The organism is Flavobacterium magnesitis (assembly GCF_041729735.1).
GTDB classification, from domain to species: Bacteria; Bacteroidota; Bacteroidia; order Flavobacteriales; family Flavobacteriaceae; genus Flavobacterium; species Flavobacterium magnesitis.
In genome coordinates, this window is sequence record NZ_JBCFQK010000002.1 from 17,932 (window position 1) to 32,802 (window position 14,871).

Genomic DNA, 14,871 nt, shown 5'->3' on the forward strand with positions numbered 1-14,871 from the left:
TACAACTGATGTTGTGGCTTTTTTGGTTTATAGTAAATGTGTTTTTCGTTTAAACAGTTTCGATATTTCATTGGGGTTTTCTACAAAATAAAAAGCTAATGCACCTGTAAAATATAAAAGTACATCAATCCAGTCTGCAGTATATCTTGGATTTAGTTCAGGGAGATAATATTCAAAATAAAAAGAATAAAATGTAGCCATACAAAGGATTATCCTCATGGGAAGCATAAAGGAATTATCTTTTTTAAGACATCTAATCATAAAGGTAATTGCGCCCAAAACAAGAGGAAGGCACAACAAATCATTTACATAATTATTGATTAAAGGCGGCAGGGCTATATTTTGTTTTTGCATTACATATATAGACAACGCAATTACTGACATTACAAAATAAATAAGTCTTTTTAGACTTAAAAATGGATTGCGGTTTTGTTTTAAAGATTTCATTCCCGTTGATTTAGCCCGCTGCTGCAGCTATAATCGCAGCAATGATTCCGCCAAAAACCATAGCAAAGAACAACCAGATGGAATTAAATATCTGAAATAATATTCTTATAATACTGTTTGGGTGTGTTGTGCCTTTTCTTAAAAATTCAGAAATTTGGCTTGGTTTTTCCTCTTTCTGATGTTGCGCCTTTTTTTCTCTTTCCAGTTTTCGTTTAAGAACAACATCAAGTAGAGCACCGCAATTGCTACAATAATCATTGTCCAAATTGACAGTATTGCACTCTGAACATTTTATATAGGATTTACTCATAATTGCTTCAGTTTAATTTGACTCATTTCTATTAATTGAAAAAAGAAGAATGTCAAATGTTTTTGCTTGTCTTATTCTAAAATCAAGTAATAAAAAATCTCTCGGTTCAGAAAAATACAGCATCTTTTGTTCCAATTTACTAAATCTTAAATACAATTACAAATAATAGTCAGATGATTAGATGAAATTAAATTGATTAGAACTCTTAAATCTATAGAAAAATTAGATTTCCAAAATAGTAATTTCAGCATCATTCAAATCAGCGGTGATGTAGATTTGGCATGAAAGCCGTGTAGCTTGGTCAGTATAGCCTAATTGTTCTAAAGTGTTGGGCTCGTTTCGTTCTTTGATTAATGAAGCTCCTGTAACACTTTTTGTAGTTACAAGACAAGTAGCACATCGACCTGCACCGCCACATTCGCCAAAACTTTCCAACTGTAATTCTTCTTTAAGCAAATACATGAGATTGGGATAACTGCCATGACGTGTTACAACTGGAGTTTGAATTCCGTTTTCAATAACAGTGAAGCTGATGTTTTTGATTTCTTTTTCCAAGTGAAGTATTTTTAACCACAAAGGGTACTAAGTTTTTACACAAAGGTCGCAAGGTTTTTTTAATAAACAATTAAGGCATTAAGTTTAGTTAAGAGTTATTCTTATTTATCTTATTAGGTAAAACTTTGCGAACTTTTCGGTTAAATATTTAGATGCTAAATTTTCTTAATTGCTTAACGGTTTGAAATAATAAACCGCAAATTCACATTCAAAAATCTGTGAATCTGCGGCTTATTATTTTGTGTTCTTTGTGTAAAAACTTAGTACCCTTTGTGGTTCAATATTAAAATTCAAATTCTTCTTTTACTAACAAAGAATCAACTGCTGTGGTGTCTTTTACTTTTATACGAAGCAAGGATTTTGCTGGTCCAGTTAAAATTGTAGGCTGACTTTTGAAAATAGTATCGTCTGGAGTTAACAATCCTCTTCGAATCATCAAATTGGTTAAAAAAGAAACTTGTTGCGTTGCCGATTCTCTTAGATTTCCTTCATCGTTAAATTGATACATGAATTTTTTTGGACTAGGAATAATTCGAGCCAGATACAAACATTCGTTAAAAGTCAAATCGGCTGGAATTTTCTGGAAATAAAACTGACTGGCTTCTCCAATTCCGTAAACATTTGGTCCCCATTCAATCACATTAAAATACACTTCAAGCATGCGTTCTTTGCTTACAATTCGATTGTTTTCTAAAATGTAAACTAGTAGAATTTCTTCTAGTTTTCGAGATACCGTTTTTTCTCTAGTCAAAAAAACATTTTTGATTAGTTGCATACTAATGGTACTTGCGCCACGAGCAAATTTCTTGGTTTTGATGTTTTTTACAATAGATTGTTTAAAAGCTTCGTTGATAAAACCACGATGCGAAAAGAACGAAGGATCTTCGGTAGTCAAGACGCATTTTTGTAAATAAGGCGAAATTTGATCCAGCGGTGTATAATTTGGGTTAGTAGTTCCAACAAGAACTGGTCTTTGCAAAACATTATTTATAATGGCACGATAGACAAACTCGCCATTAAGTTTGTTCAAATTCGCCTCGCCATATTTGGTGATTTTTAAGTTTTCTTTCTTTAGATTGCTATCAAAAATCAAGTCTTTTGGTTTGTTTTTATTGTATTCAAAATTTAAATTATAATCGAAAGTTCCGTTGGCTTCCATGCCTTGAAAATTGGTAAACAAACCATCGGGAAGCGAGGAAATAAAATCCTGCGCTTTCATTTTTGGGATGTTGACTTTTAGTTTATAAATAGTGTCATCTTCGGTTTCGTAAGCCAAATAAGGATGGAATTTTACTCTGTTGAATTGCATGGTTGAACTGCTATCGACCGAAACAAAATCAGAACCTAAAAGCAAACGGTAATCGAAACGGGCATTTTTGATCAACACATCTTTTCGGGCAATTCTAGTATGATTAATTTTTAAATTGGCTATCGAAGTAAAGCCGTCAATATGTAATTCGTCACCACTTTTATCAATGTTTTCGATATTTAATCGAATGGAATCAAAGCTGGAAATAAGATTGTAACGTTCGTCAAAATAAGGCACTTTAATCGCACCTGTATCAATATTAAAGAATCGAATATCAGCTTTTTGATTTCGAGGATCGGCAAAACCTTTTATTTTCCAGCGTTGGGCAAACGTATTGGTTTTTACATGAATCGAAGTTTCGAGTTCTTTGTTTAATAATACTAGTTTTTTAATGTCGATAGTGGCTTGTTTTCCGTTGTCGTCAAGTTTGAATTTCAGGTTTTCGACATCCATATCCGTCGGAATTAAATTTAGTACTCGGGAAATAATTCGGTATGCAAAAGCGGCATAATCTCTTTTATTGGTTGTGTTTTCTTCGTCTTTATTTCTTTTTAAAAAAGCATCAAAATTCTTTATTTTTCCTTTTTTAGTTAGTTGCAGATAGCCATTTTTAATTTCCAAAGTTCCAAGTTGCACATCGCCCACTAACAACCGCCAGATATTAACACTCGTTCTTATTCTTTGAATATTGAAAAGGGTATCTGCATTTTTTGGAACCAGAGTAACATCAGTAAGATTAATGCCCGAAAGCCCTTCGAAACTGGCTTTTTTTACCACAAACCGAGAGTTATAGTCTTCTTCCATTTTGACCGTTGTTTTGGCTAAAATTTTTTGCAGAAGTGTTTCCCTAAAACCAAAAACACCAATGATAGCAATTGCTACAAAAGCAACAATTATTTTTAAAACTAAGCTTATTTTTTGTTTTACCGTTTTCATGGCTATTTTAAAATATTTAGGTAACGGGCTAAAATAATAACTTTTTTCTATGCTATTGATAATCTTAACTTAAAGTTTATTAAAATTATTTAAGTTAAAAAGCAACTTTAAGACACTAAAACTATTAGCTTACTCCATTATTTGGTTATTTATTTCTCATTAGCTGTAGTAAAACACTGCAAATCAGAAGGCTATACAAAAAGTTAAAAACCCTGTAATTACTGGGGTTTACGAATGTTTTGTATAATTTTGCGTAGTCAAAAAAAAAAAATCAAGTTATGAAAAAATTTATTTTATCGGCAGTGACCGTTTTTGTGTTTGGATTTACAAATGCTCAAGAAACTCAAACTGTAAAATTAGGAATTAAAGCAGGTGCTAATTACGATTGGTTATCAACTGGTGCTGCATCAGTATATGATTTACGTCCAGAAGTAGGTTACCACGCTGGTTTAATTGCAGAATTCAAAATGTGTGATGAATTTTCTTTCCAGGCTGAAGCTTTGTATTCATTCTCAAGTTTTAAATTTGATGGAAATGGAAATACAAGCGGTAGCGATTTAGAAATTAGTGAAATAGCTGTACCTGTTTTAGCTAAATTCTACTTAGTTAAAGGTTTGTCTATTGAAGTGGGACCTCAAGCAAGTGTAATTGTAGACTCTAAAGCAAATGGTTTATATGCTAACACTAATTTGAGAAAATATAATGTTGCCTCTGTTTCAGGATTGGCTTATGATTTTAACTCAGGAGCATTTATTCAAGCAAGATACATTTATAACTTCCTGGACTTAGCTTACGGGCCAGAAGGAAACAATCGTTTTGGAGTTCAAGCTTCTGTAGGATATAAATTCTAATATTTTTTCCGAAATGTTTATAGAGAACCACGCAAATTGCGTGGTTTTTTTATGTTTAAAATAGTGTTATTTCTTCTGAATTTTATTGTAAATTAAAGCGTCTCTTTAATTAATGAACATTCTTTCCATTGTTAAATTTATGTTTTTTGTAGTATATATAATTGATTTTTAAGTGTTTTTAATTCATATTTTTTGTAACTTGTACTTACTATAACCTTATAATTATAAAATTATGAAAAAATCTAAACTATTTATTTTTGGAGTTGTTTTAATGGCAGTATTAATGGTGTCCTGTAATAACAAGCGAAATAATTTGGTTAACTCATGGAAAATTACTGAAGTAGAAGCCAAAACACCTCATGTAGATTCTGTAAAAAATGACATCTTAACTAATGGAAAATTAACATTCACTAAAGATGGACATGTTACAGGACATATAGAAAACGATATAAATGATGGCACTTTTGCTTTGACAAAAAAAGGAAAAAGCCTTGTAATTAAAGATGATAATGGTACACCATTCCCTTTTGAAAGTACTATTACAGACGATCAAATAATATTGGACAGTGAGGAAATGAAACTCACACTAACAAAAAATTAAATATTACATCACTCATTACCATAACCACTCTAAAACTAAAGGAGTGGTTTTTTTTATGTTGCATACTGAATTCTCCTCTAACGCTGTATCTTAAAAAAAAGAACCTTCTGTTACCCTAAAATTCGAATAATTATGGGAAATTTGCACCTTGAAATAATTCATTACAAAAATGACACAAATTAGCATTCTAGGTTGCGGATGGTTAGGATTTCCTTTAGCAAAAGCACTATTAAAAGACCGTTTTTTGGTAAAAGGTTCTACCACATCAGTAGAAAAAATGACAATTTTAGAAAGCATTGGAATTCAAAGTTTTGTTTTGGCTTTAGAAACTAACGCTGCTCCAGATGCTATGAGTGATTTTTTGGATGGAAGTCAAACGCTTATTATTGCCATTCCGCCTAAACTGAGAGGAAAAAACAAGGATTACTCAGATGCTGCAAATAATTCGTTTGTCAAGAAAATAGAAAACATTTTGCCATTTATCCAAAAATCAACAGTAGAAAATGTACTGTTTATCAGTTCAACTGCCGTTTATGGTGAAGCCAATACTGTAGTGGACGAAAAAACAATTGCTGTTCCTGTAACAGAAAGTGGAAAGCAATTACTCGAAATCGAAAACTTATTATTAGCCAATACTGATTTTAAAACTACGATTTTACGTTTTGGTGGATTAATTGGAGAAGACCGAAATCCTGCCCGATTCTTAGCTGGAAAGGAAAATGTTCCCAATCCCGAAGCACCAATAAATTTAATCCATCTGGAAGATTGTATTGGAGTTATCCAAAAAATTATAGTTGCAAATTGTTGGAATACCACGTTGAATGCCGTGACACCTTTTCATCCGAATAGAAAAGAATATTATACCCAAAAAACAATTGTCGAAAATCTAGTTCCGCCGACATTCAACCACGAAATCCTTTCCATTGGAAAAACGATTTCGAGTGATTATTTGATCGAAAAATTAAACTATACTTTTACTAAAACCGATTTGTAGTGATTCAGAAATTCAAAACCGCTGCTTCGACTAGAATAAATGCTATTGGATTACCTGTTTTAGCACTTATTTGGGTTGGGTTTTTTTGGGGAACCACTTGGATCGCTTCCAAAGAGGGCGTGCGTTATATTCCGGGAATTCAAATGGCAGCTATTCGTCAATTTATTGCTGGATTGCTTTATATTATTTTTTTCCTGTTTACCAAAGCCGCTTGGCCTAAAGGGAAGCAATGGAATACGATTGTGATTCTTGCTATTCTCAATTTCACACTGAGTAACGGTTTGAGTACCGCTGGCGTAAAGTACATCAGCAGCGGACTTGGAGCTATTATTGCCGCTATTTTCCCTATTTGGATAGTTATTATTTCGTTTTTTAGAGGAGAACGAATTGCTCAACTAGCAGTAATTGGTGTTTTTGTTAGCTTCGGCGGAGTTTGTGTCATCTTTTACGAATACTTGTCTGATTTTCTGGTTCCCGATTTTAGACTCGGGATTTTTCTGTCGGTTTTAGCGACTATTACCTGGGCATTTGGTACTTTGTACACTAAGAAAAAAGCAGCATCTTACAACCCTTATTACAGCTTAGGATTCCAAATGTTTATTTCGAGTATTCTTTTATTTGCTTATAATGGTGCAACAGGAATTTCGGTTAGTTTGAGCGAAATCCCTTTAAATACTTGGCTTGCCATAGCCTATTTGGTTGTAGTGGGTTCACTGATTACTTTTACCATTTTCATCTATTCATTGCAACACCTTCCGCCCGAAGTCAGTAGTATTTATGCTTACATGAATCCTGTAGTTGCTGTGCTTTTAGGTTCAATTATTTTTGGCGAAGCCTTAAGTATTTCAATTGCAATAGGAGGAATTGTCACTTTATTTGGTTTGTATTTAGTCAATCGATCTTTGAGACAAAGCCGTAAAAAAACAAACATTTTAATTAAGTAAAGCTTCCTGATTTCCAATACAGTTTTTGTATTTTTGCAAAAAAAATTCATGAAATCTGTTTTATACAAATACCGAATCTTCATTGGTATCTTTCTTATTTTTTCGGCAATTACGCTTAGTCTTTTTTATAATGCTTTGAAACCTCAAAAAATGCTTCCTATTTATAATCCTGCCGATGTAAATCCGGAATTAGTAGATAGTACCATTCAATATGTGAGCAAATACCACACGATTGCTGATTTTTCGTTTACCAATCAAAACGGAAAAACCATCACTCAAAAAGACTACGAAGGGAAAATTTATGTAACTGATTTTTTCTTTACTACCTGCGGTACTATTTGCCCAAAAATGACAACGAATTTAGTTGAAGTTCAAAAAGCTATTATCAATAACCCTAAAGTAATGTTGCTTTCACATACTGTTTTTCCAGAAGTAGACAATGTAGAAGTATTGAAAGTTTATGCTGAAGAACATGGCGTTGTAGACAGTAAATGGAACTTAGTTACAGGAGATAAAAAAGAAATTTATGCTATGGCAAGAAAGTCCTATTTGGCTGTAAAAATGGGAAAACCAAGCGAATTATACGATATGGTTCACACTGAAAATTTTGTTTTAGTGGATGCAAAAAGAAGAGTTCGTGGTTTTTATGACGGAACTAAAAAAGAAGAAGTTCAAAAACTAATTGAAGATATTGAGTTTTTGAGCAACGAAAAATAAATTATTTAAAAAAATACATCAATCAAAAATAATCTGTTTTATACTTTAATTAACGCTGTTTAAAAGCATAAATCTGACAATTATAATTTAAATTAGCAATTTAATATGTATTTTTGCAATATTAATTCAATCTAAATAAGCCTTGCGTACCACTATAAATTCCTTAAAAAAAAACGAAAAAGCAATTATCAAAGATTTTGATATTGACATTATTCCGTTAAAGTTACTCGAAATGGGTTGCTTGCCTGGAAATATTGTTGAGTTACTTCAAATTGCTCCTTTTGGAGACCCATTGTACTTAGATGTGAATGGTTCTCATGTAGCCATTCGTGTAGAAACCGCTAAAGAAATTGAAGTAGAACTTATCAAAATTACGCTTTAATGATTCATCAAAATATTAACGTAGCTTTAATTGGAAATCCCAATGTAGGGAAAACATCGGTTTTTAACCAACTTACGGGTTTGAACCAGCAAGTGGGAAACTACCCTGGAATAACGGTGGAGAAAAAAATAGGTTTTTGCAAATTACCTCATAATATCAAAGCGAATATTCTGGATTTACCAGGAACGTATAGTTTAAATGCCAGTTCGATGGACGAAAGTGTAGTTATCGAATTGTTGCTAAACAAAAACGACAAATTATATCCAGACGTAGCTATTGTAGTTACGGATGTGGAGAATTTGAAACGAAATTTGCTGCTTTATACCCAAATAAAAGACCTTGAAATCCCAACAATTTTAGTCATCAATATGGCGGATCGTATGGAAACCAAAGGAATTACACTTGATATTCCGTTTCTTGAAGAGCAATTGAAAACTAAAATTGCTTTAGTAAGTTCCAGAAAAGGATTAGGAATTGAAGAATTAAAAGAATTAATTGTTTCTTATAAAACCATTCCGCACGAACCGTGTTTGAATGCTTCTGTAATTGACACGGAATATTTTCAAAGTTTGCAGGAAGCTTTTCCAAATCAGTTGTTGTACAAATTATGGTTGGTCATTACACAAGATGTCAATTTTTTGAATTTAGAGCGAAATGAAATCCGAAGTACGTTTACCAAATCACATTCGGAACTAAAACGTTTACAACAAAAAGAAACCATCAAAAGATATCAATTTATCAATGATGTTTTAAAAGCAGGTTTAAAAATTGACGCTTCAACCGCAACCGATTTTAGAGCCAAACTCGACAATGTTTTGACACACAAATTTTGGGGTTATTTTATTTTCTTAGCTATTCTATTTGTCATTTTCCAATCGATATTTAGTTGGTCGACCATTCCAATGGATTTTATTGACGGAACTTTTGCTGCTTTGAGCAGTTGGACTGCCGAGGAATTACCCAGCGGTATTTTAACCGATTTACTTTCTCAAGGAATTATTCCTGGGATTGGTGGAATCTTGATTTTTATTCCACAAATTGCCTTTTTATTTCTGTTTATTTCCATTTTGGAAGAAAGCGGTTATATGAGTCGCGTGGTATTTTTAATGGATAAAATTATGCGTCGTTTTGGACTTTCGGGAAAAAGTGTCGTGCCTTTAATTTCAGGAACTGCCTGTGCTATCCCGGCAATTATGGCTACCCGAAATATCGAAAACTGGAAAGAACGTCTCATTACAATTCTAGTAACACCTTTTACTACTTGTTCGGCGAGATTGCCTGTTTATGCTATTATAATTGCTTTGGTTATTCCTAACGAACGTGTTTTTGGGATTTTAAATATGCAGGGATTATCGTTAATGTTATTGTATCTTTTAGGATTTGGAACAGCCATTTTATCGGCTCATATTTTGAATAAAATATTAAAACTAGAGAGCAAAACCTATTTTGTGGTTGAAATGCCAAGTTATAAATTACCGCTTTTCAAAAACGTTGGAATCAATGTTGTCGAAAAAACAAAAGCGTTTGTTGTTGGCGCTGGTAAAATCATTTTGGCAATATCTATTATTTTATGGTTTTTAGCTTCTTACGGGCCTGGAAAAGATTTTAACGAAGCCGAAGCCATTATTACAGAAAGAACAATCGACAAACCTTTAAGTGAAACTGAATTTGAAAACGCTGTAGCTTCTCAAAAACTCGAGAATTCTTATATCGGGATTATGGGTAAAGCTATCGAACCAGCCATTTCACCCTTAGGATACGATTGGAAAATAGGAATTGCTATTATCAGTTCGTTTGCGGCAAGAGAAGTTTTTGTGGGTACTTTAGCCACGATTTACAGTGTAGGAAGCAGCGATAATGAAGATACCATAAAGAACAAAATGGCTGCCGAAGTGCATCCTGAAACGGGTGAAAAAGTATTCAATTTTGCTTCTGGAATTTCATTGATGCTTTTTTATGCTTTTGCCATGCAATGTGCCAGTACATTGGCGATCACTAAAAAAGAAACCAACAGCTGGAAATGGCCTACACTACAATTAGTTTTAATGAGTGCCTTTGCCTATATAACAGCATTAATAGCGTATCAAATTCTAAAATAAATAGAGATGTTTCAACAAATCATAGCCTTTCTGATTCTTGGTATTGCAGTTATTTATCTTTTTAAGAAATTCTTTTTAAAGAACAAGAAAAAAGATAAGAATTGCGGCGGCGGTGATTGCGGTTGTCATTAAAAAAGATTTTACTGGAATGTTCTATACATTTTTTAAACCATTAAGCGAATGAAGTTAATTAAGATTCTAGCTTTCTTAAATTTCTTCATTCGCTTAATGGTTCATTTTTTTTAAGTTCTAACTTAATTTTACAAAAAGATTGCTGGCTATTTTATTAGAAACATTCAAATGATTTTCATTTACTTTGATTCGAAGCGAAAGATCAAAACTTTCTTTTCCTAAAATTTCAATGGCAGAACCCAAAGCAATTCCTTGCTTGTCCAGGTATTTTAAAAACTCCGAAGAAGTATCTTTTACACCCACACATATTCCGTTTTGCCCTTCGGATAAGTCCGAAAGCAATTGTTTTTCAATTTTTGGAAGTTGGCCTTGCGCATTTGGAATAGGATCTCCGTGTGGATCTTCGGTAGGATTTCCTAAAAAATCATCAAGTTTATTAATGAGTTTTTCTGATTTTATATGTTCTAATTGTTCGGCAATATCATGTACCTCATCCCAGGAAAAATCCAATTTTTCGACCAAAAAAACTTCCCACAAACGATGTTTTCTCACAATCATTTTGGCAGCTAATTTTCCGTTTTCAGTCAAAGAAACGCCTTGGTATTTTTTATAATTGACTAAATCTTTTTCGGCTAATTTTTTAAGCATATCGGTTACCGAAGAGGCTTTCGTTTCCATCATTTCGGCAATAGCATTCGTACTTACTTCAGTATCTGATGAAGCTGTTAAATGATATATTGCTTTAAGATAATTTTCTTCTGAAAAAGTCATTTGATTTAGGATTGCAGATTAACGATTTTAGATTGCAGATTTTCACAGAATATTGTGAACTTTATGCCTTCTTTGTGAGCTTTGTGTTTAAACCTATTTTTTTACAATCAACAAAGGTATCGAAATTTTATGTCTTAATTTATCGACTGTGGTACCAAAAATCAAATCTTTAAAGCCCGTATGACCGTGAGTTCCCATTACTAGAACATCAAAATTACCCTTATTTACTACAGCAGGAATCACTTTATTAGGTTTACCAAAACCAAGTTCTATTTCTATTTTAAATCCTTTTTCCCAAAGCATTTGCTTGTACTCCTTCAATAATTTTTCGTCAATTAAGGTTTCATGATCATCAATATGCTCACCATACACCATGGCTCCAACCGTTTCTACCACGTGAATTAAAGTATATTTAGCGTCCATTCCTCCTAGTTCGAAAGCACTGTTGATTGCCACCTCATCGGCAGAAGAAAAATCTACTGAAATGGCAATATTCTTTTTATCATAGCTTCCTGATTTAGAAAATTGCAGTTTTAAGTTGTGTGGCGAATGGTTTTGAATGTCCTGTTTTGCTTTGGTAACAAAAGGTTTGAAAACAATATAAAGCAACAATCCCAGGAAAGCAAAGGCCAAAGGGACTACTGTTAACCACAAAACAATTGGGTTTTCTGAGGTTTCTAACCAACCATCAATTTCGTTGTAAACTAATTTTCCATTTAGCGAAACAATAATTGTAGCAATAATCCAGGCGGCTACCTGAGTCGTTTTCGAAACATGGAATCCTTTCATTTTCGATTTATCACTCACAAAATGAATCAGCGGAATAATAGCAAAACCAAGTTGTAAACTCAAAATTACCTGACTTAAAATCAATAATTTTCCAGTAACACTTTCGCCATAAATTAAAATTACTACAACTGCTGGCACAATGGCAATTAGTCGGGTAATGATTCTTCGCACCCAAGGCTGGATTCTTAAATTCAAATAGCCTTCCATTACAATTTGCCCTGCCAAAGTTCCCGTTATTGTGGAACTTTGTCCCGCAGCAATTAAGGCAACGGCAAATAAAATTGGCGCCCATCGGGTTCCTAAAAGCGGTTCTAAAAACCGGTACGCATCCTGAATTTCGGCAACTTCGTGCATTCCGTTTTTATAAAATGTGGCTGCTGCCAATATTAAAATAGCGGCATTTACCAGAAAAGCCAAATTCAGAGCAATAGTTGAATCAATGAAATTATATTTTAAAGCCTGTTTGATCCCACCTGCAGACCGATCGAATTTTCGAGTTTGGACCAATGAAGAATGAAGGTATAAATTGTGTGGCATGACCGTTGCACCAATAATTCCGATAGCAATGTACAAACCGGCTTCTGTAGGTATTGAAGGTATTAAACCATAAATTACTTTATCGAGTTCTGGTTCAGCAAAAATCATTTCGAAAACAAATGAAAAACCAATAATAGCTACTAGAACAATAATAAAAGCTTCCATTTTTCGGATTCCTTTATTGATTAAAAAGAGTAATAAAAAAGTATCTAAAACTGTGATTAAAACTCCTTCGATTAGCGGAATATCAAACAACAAATTAATCCCGATTGCCATTCCTAAAACCTCAGCAAGATCACAGGCAGCAATAGCAATTTCCGCTAAAAAGTAAAGTACGTAATTAATGGGTTTCGAATAGGTTTCTCTTGAAGCCTGAGCCAAATCGCGTTGGGTAACAATTCCGAGTCTTGCGCTTAAACTTTGCAACAGCAACGCCATTAAATTACTCATCAATAAAACCCAAAGTAAGGAATACCCAAACTGGCTTCCTCCCGCAATATCAGTCGCCCAGTTTCCAGGATCCATGTAACCCACACTTACCAAATAAGCAGGGCCAAAAAAAGCAAGTATCTTTCTAAAAACGGATTTTTTATTCTGTGTCGAAACCGACTGATGAACTTCTTCAAGTGATTTTCCCATTACAATTCTAATCTAATTGTCGCAAATATATATAAAAATTATATTAATCAAATCTTTTTTTTAGCCAAGTCTAAATTTAACATTAAGTCAAATAGCTGCTGAACACAAGTAACATAGGAATTTTTAATTAATCAAAAAACTAAATGCAACATTGTTGCGTTTGTGAATAAGATTTCTATATTTGTAACACAAATACATTAATGAGAAATAGTTATGATAGAACAAACCCATTTTGAAGTAATTATTATAGGCGGTAGTTACAGCGGACTTTCAGCAGCTATGAGTTTAGGGCGTTCTTTGCGACAGGTTTTGGTTATAGATAGTGGTTTGCCTTGTAATAAACAAACGCCGCATTCGCATAATTTCATCACTCAGGATGGTGAAACACCAGCTGCTATTTCGGCGAAAGCCAAAAAACAAGTGCAGGAGTATAAAACAATTCAATTTTATGATGGACTAGCCACAGAAATTGAGAAAACCAATAATGGATTTGAAATTACCACAGAATCAGCAAATATTTTTACTTCTAAAAAAGTATTATTTTCAACTGGAGTTAAAGATATACTTCCTGAAATTGATGGTTTTGCTAGTTGTTGGGGAATTTCTATCCTGCATTGCCCGTATTGTCATGGCTATGAAGTGAAGACTGAAAAAACAGCTGTTGTTGCAAATGGCGATATGGGTTTTGAATATGCAAAAATGATTAGCAACTGGACCAAAGATTTAAAATTGTGTACCAATGGAAAATCAGCTTTAACCCCAGAACAAACCAAAATTTTAAACAAACATAAGGTTGAAATTATTGAAAACGAAATTCAATCATTCGAACATGAAAATGGAAATATCCAACACATCGTTTTCAAAAATGGAGAAAAAACTGCTGTAAAAGCCATTTATCATAGACCCGCTTTTGAACAGCATTGTCCTTTACCAGAAAGTATAGGTTGCGAATTGAACGAACAAGGTTTATTAAAAACAGACGCCTTCCAGAGAACAACTGTTTCAGGAATTTATGCAAGTGGAGATAATCACAATCCAGTAAGATCAGTAGCCATGGCGGTATATACTGGTTCTTTTGCAGGTGCAATAATTAACCGGGAAATTATTGAAGAAGATTTTATTTAAAGAATTAAATACAATCCGGACACAAACCCGATAGCGTAAAATTGACTTCCTTAACCAAATAATTTTTAGGAATAGTATAAGAAGGTTCCACCGAATCCAAACAAGTTACCGAATGGCATTTTTCGCAACTAAAATGCACGTGATTGTGCGTGTGTTCATGATTATCGTGATTATGGTGACAGGCAGCGTATTTTATTGTTCCGTCGGGAGTGGCAATTTTATGAATCACATCTTCGGTAACCAAACGATCTAAAATTCTATAAATAGTTACTCTATCACACAATTCCTGATTCAGTTTTTGAATTTCAGCATGTGACAAAGCTACTTCCGAATTTTTTATTAATTCCAGAATAGCTGATTTGGCAGTAGTATTTCGAGTGTTTTTCATTTATTACAAAATAAAACGCAACGATGTTGCATTTAAAAATAAGATCTTTATATTTGCAACATAATTGCATTAAGCAAAGATACAAGAAAAGACAGTAATAAATGAATTGTCTTTTTTAAAGTCTACTAAAAAATTATCCGTTTTCAGGAATGAAAAAAAAATATATCATAATCAATGTTCTTCTGTCAATGGCAGTATTGTTTTCAATACTGTTCCAGTCAGTACATGCTTATGGTCATCATTCTGAACAAATTGCGGCAGAACATTCGCATCAGCATTCTAAAAATAAAGCTGATATTAGTAACGATCACAGCGTTTCTGAAAAATGTTTCACTTGTGATTTTA

Annotated in this window: 15 protein-coding genes; 8 read left to right on the forward strand and 7 right to left on the reverse strand. The window is 33.2% G+C overall.

Features of this window, described 5'->3' with window-relative positions; all coding sequences use genetic code 11:
• Positions 1 to 27: 27 nt before the first annotated feature.
• From AAGV33_RS01965 to AAGV33_RS01980, 4 genes are all read right to left on the reverse strand, one after another.
• Positions 28 to 447 carry a hypothetical protein gene (locus AAGV33_RS01965; protein ID WP_373390232.1) on the reverse strand — a complete coding sequence of 140 codons (420 nt, stop codon included), beginning with the start codon at positions 445 to 447 and terminating at the stop codon, positions 28 to 30.
• Positions 448 to 457: 10 nt separating this feature from the next.
• Positions 458 to 757 carry a hypothetical protein gene (locus AAGV33_RS01970; RefSeq protein WP_373390233.1) on the reverse strand — a complete coding sequence of 100 codons (300 nt, stop codon included), beginning with the start codon at positions 755 to 757 and terminating at the stop codon, positions 458 to 460.
• Between the two features lie 222 nt (positions 758 to 979).
• Entirely contained in the window at positions 980 to 1,312 is a 333-nt protein-coding gene (locus tag AAGV33_RS01975; protein WP_373390234.1) for a 2Fe-2S iron-sulfur cluster-binding protein, read from the reverse strand.
• Positions 1,313 to 1,595: 283 nt separating this feature from the next.
• Positions 1,596 to 3,557 (reverse strand): transglycosylase domain-containing protein, encoded by a 1,962-nt coding sequence (locus AAGV33_RS01980; protein ID WP_373390235.1) that lies wholly within the window; start codon positions 3,555 to 3,557, stop codon positions 1,596 to 1,598.
• 278 nt (positions 3,558 to 3,835) lie between these two features.
• On the opposite strand from AAGV33_RS01980, the gene AAGV33_RS01985 reads away from it, so the two are divergent.
• From AAGV33_RS01985 to feoB, 7 genes are all read left to right on the forward strand, one after another.
• Positions 3,836 to 4,408: a porin family protein gene (locus AAGV33_RS01985; protein ID WP_373390236.1), complete on the forward strand. Its 573-nt coding sequence runs from the start codon at positions 3,836 to 3,838 to the stop codon at positions 4,406 to 4,408.
• 232 nt (positions 4,409 to 4,640) lie between these two features.
• Positions 4,641 to 5,009: a hypothetical protein gene (locus AAGV33_RS01990; RefSeq protein ID WP_373390237.1), complete on the forward strand. Its 369-nt coding sequence runs from the start codon at positions 4,641 to 4,643 to the stop codon at positions 5,007 to 5,009.
• Positions 5,010 to 5,178: 169 nt separating this feature from the next.
• A complete protein-coding gene (locus AAGV33_RS01995) occupies positions 5,179 to 6,003 on the forward strand; it encodes a Rossmann-fold NAD(P)-binding domain-containing protein (protein WP_373390238.1) in 825 nt (274 codons plus the stop codon).
• The gene (locus tag AAGV33_RS02000) at positions 6,003 to 6,947 is read left to right on the forward strand and encodes a DMT family transporter (protein WP_373390239.1); all 945 of its coding nucleotides are present in this window, start codon (positions 6,003 to 6,005) and stop codon (positions 6,945 to 6,947) included. Before AAGV33_RS01995 ends, AAGV33_RS02000 begins: the two co-directional genes overlap by 1 nt.
• A gap of 48 nt (positions 6,948 to 6,995) precedes the next feature.
• Positions 6,996 to 7,664 (forward strand): SCO family protein, encoded by a 669-nt coding sequence (locus AAGV33_RS02005; RefSeq protein WP_373390240.1) that lies wholly within the window; start codon positions 6,996 to 6,998, stop codon positions 7,662 to 7,664.
• Between the two features lie 142 nt (positions 7,665 to 7,806).
• Positions 7,807 to 8,046 carry a FeoA family protein gene (locus tag AAGV33_RS02010; protein WP_373390241.1) on the forward strand — a complete coding sequence of 80 codons (240 nt, stop codon included), beginning with the start codon at positions 7,807 to 7,809 and terminating at the stop codon, positions 8,044 to 8,046.
• Positions 8,046 to 10,145 (forward strand): ferrous iron transport protein B, encoded by a 2,100-nt coding sequence (gene feoB, locus AAGV33_RS02015; RefSeq protein ID WP_373390242.1) that lies wholly within the window; start codon positions 8,046 to 8,048, stop codon positions 10,143 to 10,145. The genes AAGV33_RS02010 and feoB overlap by 1 nt, the downstream gene beginning before the upstream one ends.
• Before the next feature lie 249 nt (positions 10,146 to 10,394).
• Here the strand turns inward: feoB and AAGV33_RS02020 are convergent, their stop codons facing one another.
• Positions 10,395 to 11,048, reverse strand: coding sequence for a metal-dependent transcriptional regulator (locus AAGV33_RS02020; protein WP_373390243.1), 654 nt, complete (start codon positions 11,046 to 11,048; stop codon positions 10,395 to 10,397).
• Positions 11,049 to 11,141: 93 nt separating this feature from the next.
• Complete coding sequence (locus AAGV33_RS02025; protein WP_373390244.1) at positions 11,142 to 13,013, reverse strand: Nramp family divalent metal transporter; 1,872 nt, start codon at positions 13,011 to 13,013, stop codon at positions 11,142 to 11,144.
• Between the two features lie 213 nt (positions 13,014 to 13,226).
• Here AAGV33_RS02025 and AAGV33_RS02030 point away from each other — a divergent pair, with 213 nt between their 5' ends.
• Positions 13,227 to 14,138 (forward strand): NAD(P)/FAD-dependent oxidoreductase, encoded by a 912-nt coding sequence (locus AAGV33_RS02030; RefSeq protein WP_373390245.1) that lies wholly within the window; start codon positions 13,227 to 13,229, stop codon positions 14,136 to 14,138.
• A 4-nt stretch (positions 14,139 to 14,142) separates the two neighbouring features.
• Here AAGV33_RS02030 and AAGV33_RS02035 read toward each other — a convergent pair whose 3' ends face one another.
• Positions 14,143 to 14,526, reverse strand: a complete 384-nt coding sequence (locus tag AAGV33_RS02035; RefSeq protein ID WP_373390246.1) for a Fur family transcriptional regulator — start codon at positions 14,524 to 14,526, stop codon at positions 14,143 to 14,145.
• Between the last annotated feature and the right edge of the window lie 345 nt (positions 14,527 to 14,871).

Bases quoted from the DNA above. Each gene is read 5' to 3' on its own strand.
- AAGV33_RS02030 (WP_373390245.1), top strand. From the start codon at position 13,227: ATGATAGAACAAACCCATTTTGAAGTAATTATTATAGGCGGTAGTTAC.
- AAGV33_RS01965 (WP_373390232.1), bottom strand. From the start codon at position 447: ATGAAATCTTTAAAACAAAACCGCAATCCATTTTTAAGTCTAAAAAGA.
- AAGV33_RS02005 (WP_373390240.1), top strand. From the start codon at position 6,996: ATGAAATCTGTTTTATACAAATACCGAATCTTCATTGGTATCTTTCTT.
- AAGV33_RS01990 (WP_373390237.1), top strand. From the start codon at position 4,641: ATGAAAAAATCTAAACTATTTATTTTTGGAGTTGTTTTAATGGCAGTA.
- AAGV33_RS02035 (WP_373390246.1), bottom strand. From the start codon at position 14,526: ATGAAAAACACTCGAAATACTACTGCCAAATCAGCTATTCTGGAATTA.
- AAGV33_RS01995 (WP_373390238.1), top strand. From the start codon at position 5,179: ATGACACAAATTAGCATTCTAGGTTGCGGATGGTTAGGATTTCCTTTA.
- AAGV33_RS01970 (WP_373390233.1), bottom strand. From the start codon at position 757: ATGAGTAAATCCTATATAAAATGTTCAGAGTGCAATACTGTCAATTTG.
- AAGV33_RS02020 (WP_373390243.1), bottom strand. From the start codon at position 11,048: ATGACTTTTTCAGAAGAAAATTATCTTAAAGCAATATATCATTTAACA.
- AAGV33_RS01980 (WP_373390235.1), bottom strand. From the start codon at position 3,557: ATGAAAACGGTAAAACAAAAAATAAGCTTAGTTTTAAAAATAATTGTT.
- AAGV33_RS02025 (WP_373390244.1), bottom strand. From the start codon at position 13,013: ATGGGAAAATCACTTGAAGAAGTTCATCAGTCGGTTTCGACACAGAAT.
- feoB (WP_373390242.1), top strand. From the start codon at position 8,046: ATGATTCATCAAAATATTAACGTAGCTTTAATTGGAAATCCCAATGTA.
- AAGV33_RS01985 (WP_373390236.1), top strand. From the start codon at position 3,836: ATGAAAAAATTTATTTTATCGGCAGTGACCGTTTTTGTGTTTGGATTT.